This is a genomic window from Streptomyces sp. 3MP-14 (assembly GCF_006334905.2).
GTDB lineage: Bacteria > Actinomycetota > Actinomycetes > Streptomycetales > Streptomycetaceae > Streptomyces > Streptomyces triticirhizae.
Genome location: NZ_VDLZ02000006.1, coordinates 13,897 through 32,114 on the forward strand (window position 1 = coordinate 13,897; position 18,218 = coordinate 32,114).

15 protein-coding genes are annotated in these 18,218 nt (G+C 72.8%); 10 read left to right on the forward strand and 5 right to left on the reverse strand.

The window, feature by feature from the left end; translation table 11 throughout:
* The first annotated feature begins 93 nt into the window (after nt 1–93).
* The 3 genes from hemB (at nt 94) to FH609_RS10875 (ending at nt 3,187) form a co-directional block, all read left to right on the forward strand.
* Nucleotides 94–1,095: a porphobilinogen synthase gene (gene hemB, locus FH609_RS10865; protein WP_139675536.1), complete on the forward strand. Its 1,002-nt coding sequence runs from the start codon at nt 94–96 to the stop codon at nt 1,093–1,095.
* Nucleotides 1,096–1,238: 143 nt separating this feature from the next.
* Nucleotides 1,239–2,033, forward strand: a complete 795-nt coding sequence (locus FH609_RS10870; protein WP_405379174.1) for an SDR family NAD(P)-dependent oxidoreductase — start codon at nt 1,239–1,241, stop codon at nt 2,031–2,033.
* Nucleotides 2,030–3,187, forward strand: coding sequence for a serine hydrolase domain-containing protein (locus FH609_RS10875; protein ID WP_193318123.1), 1,158 nt, complete (start codon nt 2,030–2,032; stop codon nt 3,185–3,187). The genes FH609_RS10870 and FH609_RS10875 overlap by 4 nt, the downstream gene beginning before the upstream one ends.
* Before the next feature lie 124 nt (nt 3,188–3,311).
* Here FH609_RS10875 and FH609_RS10880 read toward each other — a convergent pair whose 3' ends face one another.
* Complete coding sequence (locus FH609_RS10880) at nt 3,312–4,520, reverse strand: S8 family peptidase (protein WP_139675506.1); 1,209 nt, start codon at nt 4,518–4,520, stop codon at nt 3,312–3,314.
* Nucleotides 4,521–4,834: 314 nt separating this feature from the next.
* On the opposite strand from FH609_RS10880, the gene lysS reads away from it, so the two are divergent.
* Complete coding sequence (gene lysS / locus FH609_RS10885; RefSeq protein WP_139675504.1) at nt 4,835–6,562, forward strand: lysine--tRNA ligase; 1,728 nt, start codon at nt 4,835–4,837, stop codon at nt 6,560–6,562.
* 404 nt (nt 6,563–6,966) lie between these two features.
* Here the strand turns inward: lysS and FH609_RS10890 are convergent, their stop codons facing one another.
* The 4 genes from FH609_RS10890 to FH609_RS10905 all read right to left on the reverse strand — a co-directional run bounded on the left by FH609_RS10890 (nt 6,967) and on the right by FH609_RS10905 (nt 11,064).
* The gene (locus FH609_RS10890; protein WP_139675502.1) at nt 6,967–8,454 is read right to left on the reverse strand and encodes a DUF2637 domain-containing protein; all 1,488 of its coding nucleotides are present in this window, start codon (nt 8,452–8,454) and stop codon (nt 6,967–6,969) included.
* A 109-nt stretch (nt 8,455–8,563) separates the two neighbouring features.
* Nucleotides 8,564–9,394 carry a DUF3558 domain-containing protein gene (locus FH609_RS10895; RefSeq protein ID WP_139675500.1) on the reverse strand — a complete coding sequence of 277 codons (831 nt, stop codon included), beginning with the start codon at nt 9,392–9,394 and terminating at the stop codon, nt 8,564–8,566.
* Nucleotides 9,395–9,500: 106 nt separating this feature from the next.
* Nucleotides 9,501–10,265, reverse strand: coding sequence for a hypothetical protein (locus FH609_RS10900; RefSeq protein ID WP_139675498.1), 765 nt, complete (start codon nt 10,263–10,265; stop codon nt 9,501–9,503).
* Between the two features lie 226 nt (nt 10,266–10,491).
* The gene (locus tag FH609_RS10905; RefSeq protein ID WP_122399916.1) at nt 10,492–11,064 is read right to left on the reverse strand and encodes a hypothetical protein; all 573 of its coding nucleotides are present in this window, start codon (nt 11,062–11,064) and stop codon (nt 10,492–10,494) included.
* A gap of 117 nt (nt 11,065–11,181) precedes the next feature.
* Between FH609_RS10905 and hemL the strand changes: the two genes are divergently transcribed.
* From hemL to ccsB, 6 genes are all read left to right on the forward strand, one after another.
* On the forward strand, nt 11,182–12,504 hold the full coding sequence (gene hemL, locus FH609_RS10910) for a glutamate-1-semialdehyde 2,1-aminomutase (protein WP_139675496.1): 1,323 nt from the start codon (nt 11,182–11,184) through the stop codon (nt 12,502–12,504).
* A gap of 118 nt (nt 12,505–12,622) precedes the next feature.
* Complete coding sequence (locus FH609_RS10915; RefSeq protein ID WP_122185703.1) at nt 12,623–13,300, forward strand: histidine phosphatase family protein; 678 nt, start codon at nt 12,623–12,625, stop codon at nt 13,298–13,300.
* Between the two features lie 91 nt (nt 13,301–13,391).
* A complete protein-coding gene (locus FH609_RS10920; RefSeq protein WP_139675494.1) occupies nt 13,392–13,976 on the forward strand; it encodes a TlpA family protein disulfide reductase in 585 nt (194 codons plus the stop codon).
* 7 nt (nt 13,977–13,983) lie between these two features.
* Nucleotides 13,984–14,727: a cytochrome c biogenesis CcdA family protein gene (locus tag FH609_RS10925; protein WP_139675492.1), complete on the forward strand. Its 744-nt coding sequence runs from the start codon at nt 13,984–13,986 to the stop codon at nt 14,725–14,727.
* Nucleotides 14,728–14,731: 4 nt separating this feature from the next.
* Entirely contained in the window at nt 14,732–16,771 is a 2,040-nt protein-coding gene (locus tag FH609_RS10930) for a cytochrome c biogenesis protein ResB (RefSeq protein WP_139675490.1), read from the forward strand.
* Nucleotides 16,768–17,859, forward strand: coding sequence for a c-type cytochrome biogenesis protein CcsB (gene ccsB, locus FH609_RS10935; RefSeq protein WP_139675488.1), 1,092 nt, complete (start codon nt 16,768–16,770; stop codon nt 17,857–17,859). Before FH609_RS10930 ends, ccsB begins: the two co-directional genes overlap by 4 nt.
* Nucleotides 17,860–18,218 lie beyond the last annotated feature (359 nt).

Here is an 18,218-nt window from a genome sequence, read left to right on the forward strand (position 1 = left end):
GGCGTGAGCCAGTGACCACGAATCGGTGGTCGTGTCGAGTGGGTGGTCGCGTTGCGTGAAACGAGTGCGGAGTTCGGTCCCGAGCCCGGCGGGATGCCGGGGCAGGGCGCGTTTCCCGATGTCAGGCCGAGGCGGCTGCGGACCACGCCGGCGATGCGCCGGATGGTCGCCGAGCACCGGCCGCACCCGGCCGACCTGATCCTGCCGGCCTTCGTCCGGGAGGGCGTCGACCGGCCGGTGCCGGTCTCCTCGATGCCGGGCGTGGTGCAGCACTCGTTGGACTCGTTGCGGGCCGCCGCCACGGCGGCTGCCGAGGCCGGGGTCAGCGGGCTGATGCTCTTCGGGGTGCCGGAGGAGGCGAAGAAGGACGCGGTGGGCTCGCCGGGCACCGACCCGGACGGCATCCTCCAGGTGGCGCTCCGCGCGGTGCGGGCCGAGGTCGGCGACGCGCTGGTGGTCATGGCCGACACCTGCCTGGACGAGGTGACCGACCACGGGCACTGCGGGGTGCTGGACGCCGAGGGCCGGGTGGACAACGACGCGACGCTGGCGCGGTACGCCGAGATGGCCGTGGTGCAGGCCGAGGCCGGCGCCCAGGTGCTCGGGCCCAGCGGGATGATGGACGGCCAGATCGGGGTCATCCGACGGGCGTTGGACGCGGCGGGGCACCGGGACGTGGCGCTGCTGGCGTACACGGTCAAGTACACCTCCGCGTTCTACGGCCCGTTCCGCGAGGCGGTGAACTCCTCGTTGAAGGGGGACCGCGGGACCTACCAGCAGGACCCGGCCAACGGCCGCGAGGCGCTGCGGGAGTTGGCGCTCGACCTGGCCGAGGGCGCGGACATGGTGATGGTCAAGCCGGGGCTGCCGTATCTGGACGTGCTGCGGACGATCGCCGACCGGGTGACGGTGCCGGTGGCCGCCTACCAGATCTCGGGCGAGTACGCGATGGTCGAGGCGGCGGCCGAGCGCGGGTGGCTGGACCGGGAGCGCGCGATCGAGGAGACGTTGACCGCGTTCAAACGGGCCGGCGCCGACCTGGTGTTGACGTACTGGGCGACGGAGTTCGCCCAGTGGCTGCGCGCCCGGTTCTGAGGGCCGTCGCCGGGCCTGCCCCGGCAGCGTTTCCCGACCGGGGGTGACCACGGTGTGATCGTGCCCGGCCGATCGGAGATCGGGTGGGGATGATGGGGGGATCGTTTCGGCGTGGTTTGTTCAGCGCGACCCAGGAGGCTCTTGTGTCATCCACTCCGCTTGCCGTTGTCACCGGTGCCAGCAGCGGGATCGGCGCCGCCACCGCGCGGCGGCTGGCCGCCGAGGGGTACGAGGTGGTGTTGACCGCCCGGCGGCGGGACCGGATCGAGGCGCTGGCCGGGGAGCTGCGGGACGCCGGACGGCGCGCCGAGGCGCGGCCGTTGGACGTCACCGACCGGGCGGCCGTGGACGCGTTCGCCGCCTCGCTGGAGCGGTGCGACGTGCTGGTGAACAACGCCGGCGGCGCCATCGGCCTGGAGCCGGTCGCCGAGGGCGACCCGGCGGACTGGCGCGCGATGTACGAGGTCAACGTGCTGGGGGTGCTGCACCTGACGCAGGCGCTGCTGCCGGCGCTGACCGCGTCCGGCGCTGGCACGGTGCTGGTGGTCACCTCGACGGCGGGGCACGGCACCTACGAGGGCGGGGGCGGCTACGCGGCGGCCAAGCACGGCGCCCATGTGCTGGCGGGGACCCTGCGGTTGGAGATCGTGGACCGCCCGGTGCGGGTGATCGAGATCGCGCCCGGGATGGTGCACACCGAGGAGTTCTCGCTCACCAGGTTCCGGGGCGACGCGGAGCGCGCGGCCCGCGTCTACGAGGGGGTGGCCGAGCCGTTGACGGCGGACGACGTGGCGGACACCATCGCCTGGGCGGTGACCAGGCCACCGCATGTCAACGTCGATCTGCTGGTGTTGCGGCCCAGGGCGCAGGCGTCCAACAGCAAGGTGCACCGGGAGCCGGTGGAGCGTCGGGAGTCGGCGGAGCGTCGGGAACCGTGAGCGGCGCGGTGGCGGGCGGCCTGCGCGCCGGCACGGCCGAGGAGGCGGGGCTGGCGCCGGGGCCGCTCGCCGAACTGGTGCCCTCGCTGGCCGCGTTCCTCGAAGGACCGGAGCCGGCGTTCGCCGGTTTCGTGGTGCTGGCGGCGCGGAACGGGGTGGTGGTGACGCACGCGGCCGGCGGCCACGCGCTCCGGTACCGGGAGTGGAACGGCGCGGTGGTGGAGCTGCCCGCCGGCGACCGGGTGCCGATGGCGCCGGACACGGTCTTCGACGTGGCCTCGCTCTCCAAGCTGTTCACCGCGCTGGTGGTGGTGCGGCTGGCCGAACGCGGGGTGCTGGACCTCGACGAGCCGATCTCCCGGCGGCTGGGTGGCTTTCCCGAGGTCTCGGCGCGGGCGTTGCTCACCCACACCGGGGGGTGGCCGGCGGAGATCGCGCTGGGTGACCACCCGGGCGACCGGGCCGCGCGGCTGGCGGCGGTCGGCGTCCAGCCGCTGGAGTACCCGCCGGGGACGGCGTACCGCTACTCCGACCTGGGGCCGATCGCGCTGGGCGCGCTGGTGGAGCGGGTGACGGGCGCGCCGTTGGACGCGTTGGTGGCCGAACTGGTCACCGGACCGCTGGGGTTGACGGACACCGGGTACCGGCCGCCGCCCGCGCTGCGGGAGCGGTGCGCGGCCACCGAGTACCAGCCGTGGACCGGGCGGGGAGTGCTGCGGGGCGAGGTGCACGACGAGAACGCCCACTATCTGGGCGGGGTCGCCGGCCACGCCGGGATCTTCTCGACCGCCGGGGACCTGGCCGCCCTGGGGCAGGCGCTGCTCAACGGGGGTGTGTGCGGCGGGGTGCGGCTGCTGGGCGAGGAATGGGTGGCCGAGATGCTGCGGCCGCAGAACGCGGGGCTCGGGCCCGAGGCCGCCCGTGGGCTGGGCTGGCAGCTCGACCAGCCGGCGCTCATGGGGGAGTTGGCCTCGCCGACGGCCTTCGGGCACGGGGGCTTCACCGGCACCAGCCTGGTGGCCGACCCGGCCACGGGGGTGCTGCTGGTGGTGCTGACCAACCGCGTGCATCCGCGCCGCGACCGGGGCGTCGACGGGGCCTACCGCCGGGCCCCGGCCGCCGCGCTGGCCCGGGCCCTGCGCGAGGCGCGCTGACCGGGCCGCGCCGGGCCGGGCGTTGACCCAAGGCCGCGCCGTGGTGCGCCGGGCGGGCCCGGGGAACGGTCGGGCGTGCGGCCCGGCCGGGGCCCGTTGTGGGCCTCGGCCGGGCCGCCGGGGATCAGCCCAGCTGGAGCAGGTCGCCGGTGGTGTCGGCGCCCGGGTTGGTCACCGCGTCGGGCAGCGCGGCGGCCGAGAGGCCGGCCAGCACGTCGTCCGGCGTGGCGTCCGGGTTGTCCGCCAGATACAGCGCGGCCACGCCCGCCACGTGCGGGGTCGCCATCGAGGTGCCGGAGATGGTGTTCTCGTCGGTGTCGCTGGTGTTCCACGCGGAGGTGATGGCCTCACCTGGCGCGTAGATGTCCACCACGGAGCCGATGTTGGTGAAGAACGCCGAACTGTCGTCCTCGGAGCTGGCCGCCACCGTGATCGCCTCGGGGACGCGGGCCGGCGAGCTGAGGGACGCGTCGGCGCCGTAGTCGTTGCCGGCGGCTATCGCGTAGGGGATGCCGGCGGCTATGGACTCGCTGACGGCCGCGTCCAGCACCTCGTCGACGCCACCGCCCAGGCTCATGTTGGCCACCGAGGGGCCGCTGGCGTTCTCGGTGACCCACTCGATGCCGTCCACCACGGACTGGGTGGTGCCGGAGCCCGAGTCGTCAAGCACCTTGACCGAGACGACCGTCGCGTTCTTGGCGACGCCGTACTCGCTGCCGGCCACCGTGCCCGCGACATGGGTGCCGTGGCCGTAGCCGTCGCTGCCGTCGCCGCCGAAGGCGTCGAACCCGAACTCCGCGCGGCCCCCGAAGTCCTCGTGGGTGTAGCGGATTCCGGTGTCCAGGACGTAGACCGTCACGCCCTCGCCGCCGTGGTCGGGGTAGGTGTAGGAGTCGTCCAGCGGGAGCGCGGGCTGGTCCAGCCGGTCCAGGCCCCAGGAGGGGACGGGCGACTGGGTGCCGGAGACGGTGAACGTCTGGTTCTGCACGACCTCGGCCACGGCCGGGTCGGCGGCCAGGGCGACGGCGTCCTCCTCGGAGGCGGAGACCGCCAGGCCGTTGAGCACCGTGTCGTAGGTGCTGGTGATCTCGGCGTCGTAGCGCTCGGCGAGCGCCTCGGCGCCGGCCGACTCGGCCCGGACGGCGCTCTCCTTGAGCACCACCAGATAGCTGTCGTCGACGGTGCCGGGGGCGTTGGCGTTGGCGATCAACGCCCGGGCGTCGACCGGCGTCTCGTCCGCCGAGGCCACGGTGGGGAGCAGCACGCTGGCGCCGAGCCCGAGCGCCGCCGTCGCGGCGATCGCGGTGGTGCGGGTGATACGCATCCCTGCCATAGAGGGGTCCTCCTCAAGAGGTGAAGCGCGAACTGTGTGGGGGAAGTGCTCTGAGTAACGGGCGTGAGCATGACATACGTGCGCTCACCACTCGTCAGCTCGAAAGGTTCGTCGAACCAGAGGAATTGAGCAAGGGCGCCTGTACGGAAGATGCGTGTTTGTCATGTAAAGGGAAATCGTAAAGTGCGGTTACGGAACCGAACGCCGCGCCCGGACGCGCCGGGACCCCGCCCCCCGGCCGGCCGGTGCGGGGGCGCGCGGCGGGGGTGGGACAATGGCCGGGTCGCCAAAAGCCAGAAGGAGAAGTGCCAGCCGTGGCCCAGACCACCATGGAGACCGACTGGGTCTCCCGACTCGCCGACGAGGTCATCGCCGAGGCGGAGCGCCGCGCCCCCGGCAAACCTGTCGTCTGCGCCTCGGGCCTCAGTCCATCGGGTCCCATCCATCTCGGCAACCTCCGCGAGGTGATGGTGCCCCACCTGGTGGCCGACGAGATCAAGCGGCGCGGGGTGCCCTGCGTCCACCTCGTCTCCTGGGACGACTACGACCGGTTCCGCAAGGTGCCGGCCGGCGTGCCCGGTGTGGACGAGAGCTGGCAGGAGCACATCGGCCGACCGCTGACCTCCGTGCCGGCCCCGGCCGGCAGCCCGTATGCCAACTGGGCCGAGCACTTCAAGGCGCCGCTGAAGGCCGCCCTGGACGAGATGGGCATCGAGGTCAGGGGCATCAGCCAGACCGAGCAGTACACCTCGGGCGCCTACCGCGAGCAGATCCTCTTCGCCATGCGGGAACGGCGCCGGATCGACGCGGTGTTGGAGCGCTACCGGACCAAGGGCAAGGCGTCCCAGGACGCCGCCGTGGCGGCCAGCGAGGACGAGGCCGAGCTGGCGGCCGTCGAGGGCTCGGGCGCGGCCACCGAGGACGACGGCGGCTCGGGCAGCGCCGGCTACTACCCCTACAAGCCCTACTGCGCGGTCTGCGGCCGGGACACCACCACGGTGACCGACTACGACGACGAGACCACCGAGCTGCGCTACGACTGCGCGTGCGGTCATCAGGAGAGCGTCAAGCTCAGCGAGTTCAACCGGGGCAAGCTGGTCTGGAAGGTGGACTGGCCGATGCGGTGGGCCTACGAGGGCGTGGTCTTCGAGCCCGCCGGCGTCGACCACCACTCGCCGGGCTCCTCCTGGGTGGTGGGCGGCCAGCTGGTCTCCGAGATCTTCGGCGGGAAGCAGCCGATCGGGCCGATGTACGCCTTCGTCGGGATCAGCGGCATGGCCAAGATGTCCAGCTCGCGGGGCGGGGTGCCCATCCCGTCGGAAGCGCTCCAGATCATGGAGGCGCCGCTGCTGCGCTGGCTCTACGCCAGGCGCCGGCCCAACCAGGCGTTCAAGATCGCCTTCGACTCCGAGATCCAGCGCACCTACGACGAGTTCGACGCGCTGACCCGCAGGGTGGCGGCCGGCACGGCGCAGCCCGCCGACGTCGCCGCGCACCACCGGGCGGTGGGCACGGCGGCCGGCGAACTGCCCAAGACCGCACGTCCGTTGCCCTACCGGATGCTGGCCTCGGTGGTGGACGTCACCACCGGGGACGAGGAGCAGACGCTCCGCATCCTGAGCGAGGTCGATCCCGACAACCCCGTCCGCTCGCTGGACGAGGTGCGCCCCCGGCTGGATCGGGCAACCCGCTGGGTGGAGACCCAGGTGCCGGCGGAGCAGCGCACCTGGGTGCGCTCGGAGCCGGACACGGAGCTGCTGGACTCCCTGGACGAGGAGCAACGGGCCTCGCTGGCGCTGCTGTTGGAGGGGCTGGACGACCAGTGGTCGCTCGACGGGCTCACCGCGCTGCTCTACGGCGTGCCCAAGCTGCGCGCGGGGCTGCCGGCGGACGCCAAGCCGACGCCGGAGCTGAAGCTGGCGCAGCGGAGCTTCTTCGCGCTGCTCTACCGGCTGCTGATCGGCCGTGAGACCGGGCCCCGGCTGCCCACGCTGCTGCTGGCCGTCGGCGCCGACCGCATCCGGCGGCTGCTCGGCGGCTGACGGGCCCGGCCTCCCGCGAGGCCGCCGCCCGAGCGTGTCCCCCGGCGGCCCGGCCGCCGGGGGACACGGCGCCGACGGGCGCGGGACGCCGCCCGGGGCGACGGCGGCCACCGCCACCACGGCCGGAACGAGCGCCCGGGCGGCGCCGTGGAACGCGCCGGTGACCGCGCGGACGATGGCGAGAACGCGGCGGGCGACGCGCCACGGTGGAACGACTGAGGACGACATGGCTCTCCCCTCGGCCGGCGCCCAACCTCCCGACGCCCGGCGACCTTTCACTGACGGTCACCAGCATCGCGCAGTCGATAACGCTCCGTCATCATCCTCAGGGTGGGTCCGCACCCCCTACGAAAGGACTACCCGCCGGAGTCGCGGCGTCACAGCACGGCTGCGGGGGCGGCCGGTCAGACCCCGGTGCCCATCTCCGCGCTGTACCGCTCCCTGAACCCCCGGGTGTACGGCCGGAGATACTGCTCGCTCAGCAGCGTGCCGTCGTCGTCCGTGATGGCGAATCGTTCGTGCAGGAAACGGGAGAGCTGGCGGGCGTTGGGGAAGTCGCCCTGCTCGTATATGTACTGGCGATAGGCGTCGTAGAACGCGTCGTTGTGCGGGGCGCCCTCCGGCGGCCCCTCGAACTCGGCGGCCTGCGGCGGAACGGCGGGCGCGTTCCCCAGCGCGCGGCGCCGCCCGGGGCTCACCGGCACCGTCACCGTGGCCTCCGGCGCCGGCGCGGGGGCCTCGTCGGGCGCCATGGCGAACGCCGGTTCGGGCTCGGGTTCGGGCAACGGCTCCGGCGCCGGAGCCGGGAACTCATCGACCGGCGCCGCCCGTTCCCCCACCGGGACCGGCTCCGCCGGGCCCCGCCAGCCGCGTTCGTCCGATCCGTTCGCCGACACCGGCCCGAAGTGCCCGTTCACCGTCGCCGGCTCCACCGCCTCCTCGACCACGCCCGCCGCTCCCGAACCGTCCTCCGGATGCCGGACGGCGTCCGGCCGCCGCGCCGCGGCGCGCTCCGCCCCCGGCTCGGCCGCGCGCTCCCGCCCGACGGCGCCGCCGGGCGCCAACCCGGCCTCCGCCACGCCGGGTTGAGCGAGGCGGCCCGCGCCGGGGTCCGGCGCCGCGCCCGCGCCCGGGAACTCCCCGAACGCGACAGTCGCGTCGGCCCGCTCGCGCTCCGGCAGCGTCCGCTGCCGCTCCACGGCGGGCCGGGGCCGCGCCGCCGCGAGCCCGGTGGCGGCGGTGTCCCGCAACGGCACGCCGTAGCGGGCGAGTTTGAGCGGCATCCTGGCCTCGACCGGCGCCCGGCGACGCCACGCCCTGCCGTACTCGGCGCGCAACTGCGCCTGGTAGACCAGCCGGTCCCGCTCCATCGCGATGACCTCCTGGTAGGAGCGCAGCTCCCACAGCTTCATCCGCCGCCACAGCCGGAAGGTGGGAACGGGCGAGAGAAACCACCGCCACATTCGCACGCCCTCCATGTGGCGGTCGGCCGTGATGTCCGCGACCCGACCGATGGCGTGCCGGGCCGCTTCGACCGTGATCACGAAGAGCACGGGAATGATCGCGTGCATCCCGACCCCGAGCGGATCGCCCCAGGCCGAGGCCCCGTTGAAGGCGATGGTCGCGGCGGTGAGCAGCCACGCGGACTGGCGCAGCAGCGGGAACGGGATGCGCAGCCAGGTCAGCAGCAGGTCCAGGGCGAGGAGGACCACGATGCCCGCGTCCACCCCGATGGGAAAGAACGGCGCGAACTCCCCGAACCCCTTGCGCTCGGCGAGGTCCCGGACGGCGGCATAGGAGCCGACGAACCCGATGGCGGCGATGACCACGGCCCCCGTCAACACGATGGCGACGAGAATCCGATGCGCACGGGTGAGCTTGATCGCGGCCACTGCTGGTGCCTCTCCAGGGGTCGGCGGTAGGTCCCGGTCTCGGCCCCAGCCTGGCACACCCGCTAGGTCATGTACGCGCCGACCGCGTCAACTCCCCGTGACCAGCGGCTCAGTTGTCCCGCTCGGGCTCGACGCCCTCGGCGCCGTCGCCCGACTCGGACTCCGACTCCGGCCCGGCGTCCGCACCGGCATCGCCCTCGCCACCGGACTCGCCCTCGCCACCGGACTCGGACTCGCCCTCGGCCGCCGCCTCGTCGCCCGCCGCGTCGAGCCTGGTCACGGCCTCCTGGGCGGTGCGGTCCGCGGCCTCCTTGATGTCGCCGGCGCCCGGCTGGTCGTCGCCCTCGAAGCCCGCCCCCGAGTAGTCGACGGTCAGCACCACATTGCCACTGCGAACGACCACCCGCTGCTGCGTGTAGTCCTGTTCCGCGTCGTCGGCCTCGCGGGTGACCTGGTAGGCGATGGAGACCGCCTCGTCCCCGGTCTCCGGCAGTTCCTCGGCCGCGGGCTCGCGGTTGGCCTCGTCGCCGGTGATCTCGTCGACCATCTGCTGGAGATAGGCGGTGGCCCGCTCGTCCCCGCTGCCCACCGCGAGGTCGGAGTCGAAGCGGCGCAGCGAGACGGTCAGCGAGCGGAACTGGTACTCGTCGAGGCCGCTCCACAGGCAGGCCCCCGAGGTCGTGGTGTTGCTGGACTGGAGTTCCTCGCCGCTCGCCGGGTCGGCCTCCGGCACGACCGCGTCGACGGTGTCGCCGCTCACCATCGCGCAGGCGTCCGGCAGTTCGGCGAACCTGACCGGCTCCGGCGTCGGCTCCTGCGACGGCTGGGAGTCGTCCGTCTCCGGCGCCGGGTCCGATGAGGAGCAGCCGGCGGCGAACAGCACGGGCACTGCGGCCAGGGCCGTCAGGCGGACGGCGAGTCGCGAGGCTTTACGGTCCATGTCTTCTTCGCTTCCGTTACCAGTCACTCGTTGCGTTGGGCCGTGGGTCCCTGCCACGTCACGGTACGCCCGGGGCGAGCCGGGAGGCCGAAAGGGCGCGGTGGCGTCAGCCGTCCAGGCCCTCGGCCAACTGCCGGGCCACCGTCTCGGCGTGTGCCTGTGCCTGAGAGCTGTCGGGCGCCGGGTCCGGCCGGGTGGTCGAGACGCTGTACACCACGGTGACGATAACGTTCGCGTTGCGGAACGCGAGCGTCACGTCCCGTCGATCTCCGGCATCATCGCTGGTCAAACGGTCCTCGACGAAAGCGACGTGACCAATCCCATCCAGTTCTCTGGCGTCGGTCGTGGTGCCACCCGTTGCCGAGGGGTCGTCCTGGTCGGCGTTCCCGTCCTCGTCGCCGCCGTCGGCCGCGTCGCCGCCGTCGTCCCCCGACTCCTCCCCGGTGATGGTGACGCCCGCCTCGGCCGCGCGCGTCTCGAAGTCGCGCTCCGCCTGGTCGTCGTCGCTCACCTCGGGCTCGTAGGAGATGACCCGCAGGAAGTCGATCGTCAGCCGCTGGGTGTCGGAGCCGTCGGCATGGCGCCAGTCGCAGCCGACGCGGCGGCCCGTGTCATAGGTGGCCAGCGGGTCGCCAGCGTAGACCTCGGGTTCGGCGTCGGGCAGCAACTCCGCCAGCGTCTCGGGCCGAACGGCGCCGCACGGCTCGGGGAGGCCCGAGTAGCGGCCCTGCTGGACGGTGGTGTCGGTGTTCCCCGACGGGTTGGTGCCGCCGGTGTCCTCGTCGCCGCCCAGGTCGCCCGTGCAGGCCACGGCTCCGAGTATCAGCGCCACCGGCAGCGCGCTCCGCGCCACCCTCGCCCAGCCTCGCACCCTGGCCTCCTCAGCGGACTCTTCGCAGCCGACCGACGGCAGCCGGCCGACGTTGGCAGGGCTCCATGTCTACCCCAGGCGACCGCCAAACGGGTAACGCGCAGGGCGGGGCGGAACACAACGCCTCAGGGCCGGCGCGCGGGGCCACGCCGGCCGGGCAACCGGAACGGGGACGCGGACGGTGGCGAGAAACCGGAGGCCCCGGACACGGCCCAGGAACGAGGGCTCAGGGCCAGACCAGGCAGTACGGCTGGTGGCCGGCCTCGTGGAGCCGCCGGGAGAAGTCCTGCCACTCGTTGAGCAACCGGTAGACGCCGAACGCGTCGTTGGGGCCGCTGCGGTCGGGCACCGTGGACCAGATGAAGGCGGCGGCACCGACCGTCTCGTCGCCGATGCCGCGCAGCGGGTCCACCACCGTGGTGGGCAACTTCACCACCGCGTAGTCGGGGTGGAGCACCACCAGCTCCAGCGGCGGCACCCGGTGCAGCGGTATCCCCTCGATGCCGGTGAGCACCATGGCGGCCATGGTCTCCGGCTTGATCCGGGTGAACATGCCCTGGCCCAGCTCGTCCCCGCCCAGCTCCTCGGGGCGCATGGAGAGCGGGACCCGCGCGGCGGTGGCGCCGTCGGGGGCGCCGAAGTACTTGTAGGTCACGGCCATCCGGCCGCCCCTGCCACGGAACTCCAACTCGCCGTTGTCCGTTCTGCGGCGGTGCCTGCCCCGGCGGGAGCGCGATCGGGGTGAGGGCTCGGGCCCGAGATCCCCGGTTCCCTCGCCGATTTCGCCACCGCGTTGCATGTCACCACCTGACTACTCGCGACCCCGCCGCACAAACCCGATCATCGTTCCAGACACCTCCCCCCTCAGGCGGCTGTGAAACGCCCTGACACCGAGCTGTGAGGGGCTGATGTCACCATGGACGGCGTGACCCGATCCATCGAAGCCCCAGTCTCGCAGACGCTCTACGACCGTGCGGCCAGTGTCACCCCGGGTGGCGTGAACTCTCCGGTGCGCGCTTTTGGCGCCGTGGGTGGAACGCCCCGGTTCATGGTGTCTGGTACCGGTCCCTATCTCATCGACGCGGATGGAAGGGAGTATGTCGATCTGGTGTGCTCCTGGGGACCGATGATCCTCGGCCATTCTCATCCGGTGGTGTTGGAGGCGGTGCGGGCCGCCGTCGAGCGGGGCACGTCGTTCGGCACGCCGACGCCCGGCGAGGTCGAGTTGGCCGAGGAGATCGTGGCGCGGATCGCCCCCGTCGAGCGAGTGCGGCTGGTCTCCTCGGGCACCGAGGCGACGATGTCGGCGATCCGGCTGGCGCGCGGCTTCACCGGCCGCGCCAAGGTGATCAAGTTCGCCGGCTGCTACCACGGCCATGTGGACGCCCTGTTGGCCTCGGCCGGCTCCGGCGTCGCGACGTTCGGGCTGCCCGACACCCCGGGGGTCACCGGCGCGCAGGCCGGCGAGACGCTGGTGCTGCCGTACAACGACCCGGCCGCCGTGGCCGAGGCGTTCGAGGCGCACCCGGGCGAGATCGCCTGCGTGATCACCGAGGCGGTGCCGGGCAACATGGGCGTCGTCCCGCCGGCGCCCGGGTTCAATGCGGGCCTCGCGGAGCTGTGTCGGCGGCACGGCGCGCTGCTGATCTCGGACGAGGTGATGACCGGCTTCCGGATCAGCCGCCAGGGCTGGTTCGGCGTCGAGGGCGTCGAGGCCGACCTGTTCACGTTCGGCAAGGTGATGGGCGGCGGCTTCCCGGCGGCGGCCTTCGGCGGACGGGCCGACGTGATGGACAAGTTGGCGCCCTCCGGGCCGGTCTACCAGGCGGGCACCCTCTCCGGAAACCCGGTGGCGACGGCCGCCGGCCTGGCCCAGCTGCGGCTGCTGGACGACGCGGCCTACGCGCGGCTCGACGCCACCTCGGCGCGGCTGCGCGAGCTGGCGGCCGAGGCGTTGACGAAGGAGGGCGTGGCGCACCGGGTGAGCGCGGCGGGGAACATGTTCTCCGTGTTCTTCACCGACGCGGAGGTGACGGACTTCGCCACCGCCAAGTCCCAGGCGACCTACCGCTACACCGCGTTCTTCCACGCGATGCTGGAGCGCGGGGTCTATCTGCCGCCGTCCGCGTTCGAGGCGTGGTTCGTCTCCACGGCGCACGACGAGGCGGCGCTGGAGCGGATCGCCGAGGCGCTGCCGGCGGCGGCCAGGGCGGCCGCGTCCGCCGAGGCGCCACAGTGAACGGCGCGGCGGCCCGGCGGCGAGCGGGGCGAGTGGGGCGAGCGCGAACGGCGGCGCGGCCGGCGCGGATATCCGGGGACAACGGCGGGGCGACGACAGCGAGAGTGCGGGTGGAGCGATGAGCGGCAGCGAGCGGACGACCGTCCATGTGATGCGGCACGGCGAGGTGCACAACCCGGAGGGTGTGCTCTACGGGCGGCTGCCCGACTTCCATCTCTCCGACCTGGGGCGGCGGATGGCCGAGCGGGTCGCGGAACGGGTTGCGGAGCGGGACATCACACATGTGGTGGCCTCCCCGTTGGACCGGGCGCAGGAGACGGCGGCGCCGATCGCCAAGGCGCTGGCGGTGCCGGTGGCGACGGACGGCCGGCTGATCGAGGCGGCCAACGTCTTCGAGGGCAAGACGTTCGGCATCGGCGACGGCGCGCTGCGCCGGCCGGCCAACTGGCGCCATCTGCGCAACCCGTTCCGCCCGTCCTGGGGCGAGCCGTATGTGGACCAGGCGGTGCGGATGAAGGGCGCGTTGGACGCGGCCAGGGACGCGGCGCGCGGCCACGAGGCGCTCTGCGTCAGCCACCAGCTGCCGATCTGGGTGCTGCGCAGCTGGGTGGAGCGGCGGCGGCTGTGGCACGACCCGCGCAGCCGGCAGTGCACGTTGGCCTCGTTGACCAGCTTCACCTTCGAGGGCGACCGGATCGTCTCGGTCACCTACACCGAGCCGGCGCTCGACCTGGTGCCGCCGCATCTGCGCGCGGGCGCCAAGCGGATCAAGGGCGCCAAGGGGTTCGGCGCCTGAACCGGCCCCGGCCGGGCCGCCGCTCCGGCCTCGGAAGCGCCGAGCCGGGGGGCGCGAAAGATCGCTCAGGGACGCATGGGAAACTTTTCACATGATCCAGTTCCGGGTTGTCAAGGGCGCCGTGGCCGTGGCCGGCCTGCTGGCGCTGACCGCGTGCTCGGGGGACCAGGCCGGTCCCTCGGGCGGCGACAGCAACATCGTGCAGGGCAACGGCCAGATCACCGTCGTCGCGCCCGCCGACCGGCAGCCGGTGCCGGAGCTGTCCGGGGAGACGGTGGACGGCGAGCAGCTCAGCATCGCCGACTACGAGGGCGACGTGCTGGTGCTCAACTTCTGGGGCGCCTGGTGCGCGCCCTGCATCGCCGAGGCCGACAACCTGGTGACCATCGCCGAGGAGACCGCCGACCAGGGCGTTCAGTTCGTCGGGATCAACACCAGGGACCCCTCGGTGGAGAACGCCCGGGCGTTCGAGGAGCGGCACGAGGTGCCCTACCCGAGCCTCTACGACCCCGACGGCCGGATGCTGCTGGAGTTCCCCAGGGGCAGCCTCAACCCGCAGGCCATTCCCTCGACCCTGATCGTGGACCGGGAGGGGCGGATCGCGGTCCGGCTGCTGAAGCCGCTGACCGAGGACGAGCTGCGGGACGCCCTCGAACCGGTGATCGCGGAGGGCTGATTCGGCCATGGGCTACAACGAGACGGTCCTGAGCGGGGCGCTGCTGTTGGCGTTGCCGGTCGCGCTGTTCGGCGGGCTGGTGTCGTTCTTCTCGCCCTGCGTGCTGCCGTTGGTGCCCGGCTACCTCTCCTATGTCACCGGGGTCGGCGGGGCCGACCTCGCGGACGCCAAACGCGGGCGGATGCTCGCCGGCGCCGGGCTCTTCGTGCTGGGCTTCACCGCCGTGTATGTCTCGGGGGGCGCGCTCTTCGGCGGGTTCGGCTCGACGCTGCTGAGCCACCGGGAGGTCCTGAACCGGGTCTTCGGCGTGCTCACCATCCTGCTCGGTCTGTTCTTCGTGGGCGCCCTGCCCTGGCTGACGCCCCGCGAGTTCCGGCTGCGGACCAGGCCGGCGATAGGGCTGGCGGGCGCGCCCATGCTGGGCGTCGTCTTCGGCATCGGCTGGATGCCGTGCGTCGGGCCGACCCTGGCCGCCGTCAACCTGCTGGCGGTCAGCGAGGGAACGGCGGGGCGCGGGGCGGTGCTCGCCTTCGCCTACTGCCTGGGCTTGGGGCTGCCGTTCCTGCTGGCGGCCGTCGCGTTCCGGCGGATGTTGGGGGCGTTCGGCTGGGTCAAGCGGCACTATCTGTGGGTGATGCGGCTGGGCGGCGCGATGCTCATCGTCACCGGGGTGCTGCTGGTCAGCGGCGTCTGGGAGCGGATGGTGTACGAAATGCAGGTCTGGAGCGTCCAGTTCACCCCGGGAGTCTGACCCCATGACACACGAAGACGCTCCGCGCGCCGGCGTCGCGACCGACGCCTCGGCGGGCCGCGCGCCGGAGAACCCCGACGGGCCCGAGGTGCCCGAGGCACCCGAGGTGCCCGAGCAGCGGCGGGACGAGGAGTCCGCGACCGCCGGGCTGACCACGGCCCCGCTCGACGAGGGAGCCGGCGGCGCCGGGGCCCCGGGCGGGCCGGAGCGGGAGGGCGAACGGGCGCGCGGCGCCGGCTCGTTCGGTGGAACGCGCGCCCCGGGCGTGGGTGGCGCGCTCTCCTGGACGGCGCGCGAGCTGGTCGGCTGGGGACGTTGGTTCTGGCGGCAGCTGACCTCGATGCGGGTCGCGCTGCTGCTGCTCCTGCTGCTGGCGCTCGCCTCCATCCCGGGCTCGCTCATCCCGCAGGAACGCTCCGACGTCACCGTCGCCGCGGACTTCCGCCAACGGAACCCGGGGCTCTCCGAGATCTACGACCGGTTCCAGCTCTTCGACGTCTACTCGTCGATCTGGTTCTCTGCGATCTACATCCTGCTCTTTGTCTCGCTGATCGGCTGTATCCTCCCGCGCACCTGGCAGTTTGTCGGACAGCTCCGCGCGCGCCCCCCGCGCGCCCCCCGGCGGCTGGACCGGATGCCGGCCTACACCACCTGGCGCACCGCCACCCCGCCCGAGGAGGTGCTGGCCGCCGCGCGGCGCAGGCTGCGCAGGCGCAGGTTCCGCACCGACCTCGCGGACCAGCCGGGGCGCGAGGGGCAGGTGGCCGCCGAGAAGGGCTATCTGCGCGAGGCGGGCAACCTCCTCTTCCATGTCGCGCTGATCGTGATGCTGGTGGCCTTCGCCGCCGGCCAGCTCTACCACTCCGAGGGCGGCAAGCTGGTCGTCCAGGGCAGCGGCTTCACCAACGCGCTGCCGCAGTACGACGACTTCTCCTCCGGCCGGCTCTACGACGTGGACGACCTGGAGCGGTTCGGCTTCACCCTCGACGCGTTCCACTACCGCTACAGCAGGGACAGCGTCGACATCGGCACGCCCACCGAGTTCCGCGCCGACGTCACCTACTGGACCGACGACGGGACGGAGACGTCCGACACCATCGAGGTCAACGAGCCGCTCCGGGTCGGCGACGCCAAGGTCAGGCTGCTCGGCCACGGCTACGCGCCCGTGGTCACCGTGACCGACGCCGAGGGCAACACGGCGTTCAGCGGCCCGGTGCCGTTCCTCCCGCAGGACAACGCCTTCACCTCGACCGGCGTGATCAAGGTCAGCGACTACGTGGGCCCGGACGGGGAGCACGATCAGCTCGGCTTCCAGGGCTTCTTCAACCCGACGTACAACATCGACGAGGTGCGCGGCCCGCACTCCACCTTCCCCGAGCCCGACTACCCGGTGCTCACGCTCAACGCCTTCCACGGCGACCTGGGCATCGCCTCCGGCATCCCGCAGAACGTGTACCAGCTCGACACCGACGACATGGAGCAGCTGCGGGACGAGAGCGGAGACCTGTTCCGGTTCGACCTGCTGCCCGGCGAGTCCGTCGAACTGCCGGATGGCCGGGGCACGTTGACCTTCGAGCGGTACGAGAACTGGGCGACGTTCCAGATCACGACGCGGGAGGGCAACAGCTGGGCGCTGGCCGGCTCGATGGCCGCGATCCTGGGCCTGGTCGGCTCGCTGTTCCTCCAGCGCCGCCGGATCTGGGTGCGGGCCCGGACCGGCCCGGACGGGATGACCGTGGTGGAGATGGCCTCGTTGGGCCGCACCGAGTCGGCGAAGATCCCCGAGGAGCTGGCCGACCTGGCCGCCGACCTCCAGCCCGACGCCCCGATGGAACGGGAGCCGGAGCCCGAGCCAGATGCGGGGCCCGGGCCCGAGGACCCCGCAGCCGAAGCCCAAGCCGACCCCGACCCCGACCCCGACTCCGAACCCGACCTCGCCAGGGACCCCGACCCAGGTACCGAAGACGACGCCGGGACCGAGCCCGACGCCGACGCCGAACGGAAGCCCGACTCCGCCTCGTCCGCCGAAGGAGCGCGCCCATGATGCTCGCCGCCGACCAGGGCCTCGCCGACACCAGCAACGTGCTGGTGTACACGGCGATGGCCGTCTACGCCCTGGCCTTTCTGGCCTATGTCGCCGAGTGGGTCCTCGGCGGACGCAGCAGGGTGGCCAGAACCCTGCCCACCCTGGAGGCCGAGGACAAGGCTGCCCGGGGCGCCGCCTCGGCTGGCCCGGCCGTCACCGTGCGCGGCCGGAACGGCACCAGCGTGCTGGAGCGGCCCAAGGTTGTCACCCGCTCGGCCAACCCGGGCCGGGCGGACGTCCCGGACGGCCCGGGCGCGGCGGGCGGTGACGAGCGCGGCGACACCTACGGGCGGATCGCGGTCTCGCTGACCACCCTCGCCTTCCTGCTCCACCTGGGCGGGGTGGTGTCCCGGGCGGTTGCGGTGGAGCGCGGGCCCTGGGGCAACATGTACGAGTTCTCCACCGCGTTCTCCATGGTGGTGACCGGCGCGTTCCTCATCCTGCTGTTGCTGCGCCGCAAGACCCGCTGGCTGGGCCTGATCGTGGTCGGCACGGTCCTGCTCGACCTGGGCCTGGCGACCACCGTCCTCTACACCGAGACCCAGCAGCTGGTGCCGGCGCTGGACTCGATCTGGATGTGGATTCACGTCCCGCTGGCGATCGTCTGCGGCGGGCTGCTCTATCTGGGCGCGATCAGCAGCGTGCTCTTCCTCTTCAGGGACCGCTACGAGGCGAAGCTCGCCGTGGACGCCCAGATCGGCACGTTCAGCAGGTCCGTGCTGGGCCGGCTGCCGTCCTCGGCGACGCTGGACCGGTTCGCCTACCGGATCAACGCGGCGGTCTTCCCGCTGTGGACGTTCACCATCGTGGCCGGTGCGATCTGGGCCGAGGACGCCTGGGGACGCTACTGGGACTGGGACCCGAAGGAGACCTGGGCGTTCATCACCTGGGTCGCCTACGCCTGCTATCTGCACGCGAGGGCCACCGTCGGCTGGAAGGGCCGGAAGGCGGCGTATCTGGCGGTGGCCGGGTTCCTCTGCTTCCTGGTCAACTACTACGGAGTGAACATCTTCTTTGACAGCCTGCACTCCTACGGCGGGGTGTAGCCCCGCCGCAGCGGGTGGGCACGGCACCCGGGGACGCGTCGCGACGCGTCCCCGGGTGCTTTTTCGTGGCCCTTTCCGTGACGCCGGCCACAGCCGGAAACGGCCTACGGGGTGGCTTAGGAGCCGAATGGGACAAAGGGCCGGGACTTTCGTCCCGGGCGAAGGAGGAATTCGCCCCGGCGCGGGCCTGGCTTTTGTCGGGGACCGAGGCCCTTGGCGTCGTGCCTGGTCGAAGCGGCGCAGGTGGGAGGGGCTGCGCGGGGCGCCGTTCCCGGCCGGGAAATCCGCCGTCGCGGCCGGGATCGCGTGCGCGAAAAGGGGTCGTGAACGCGGCGGGCCGCCTACGAAGGAGGGTCGTA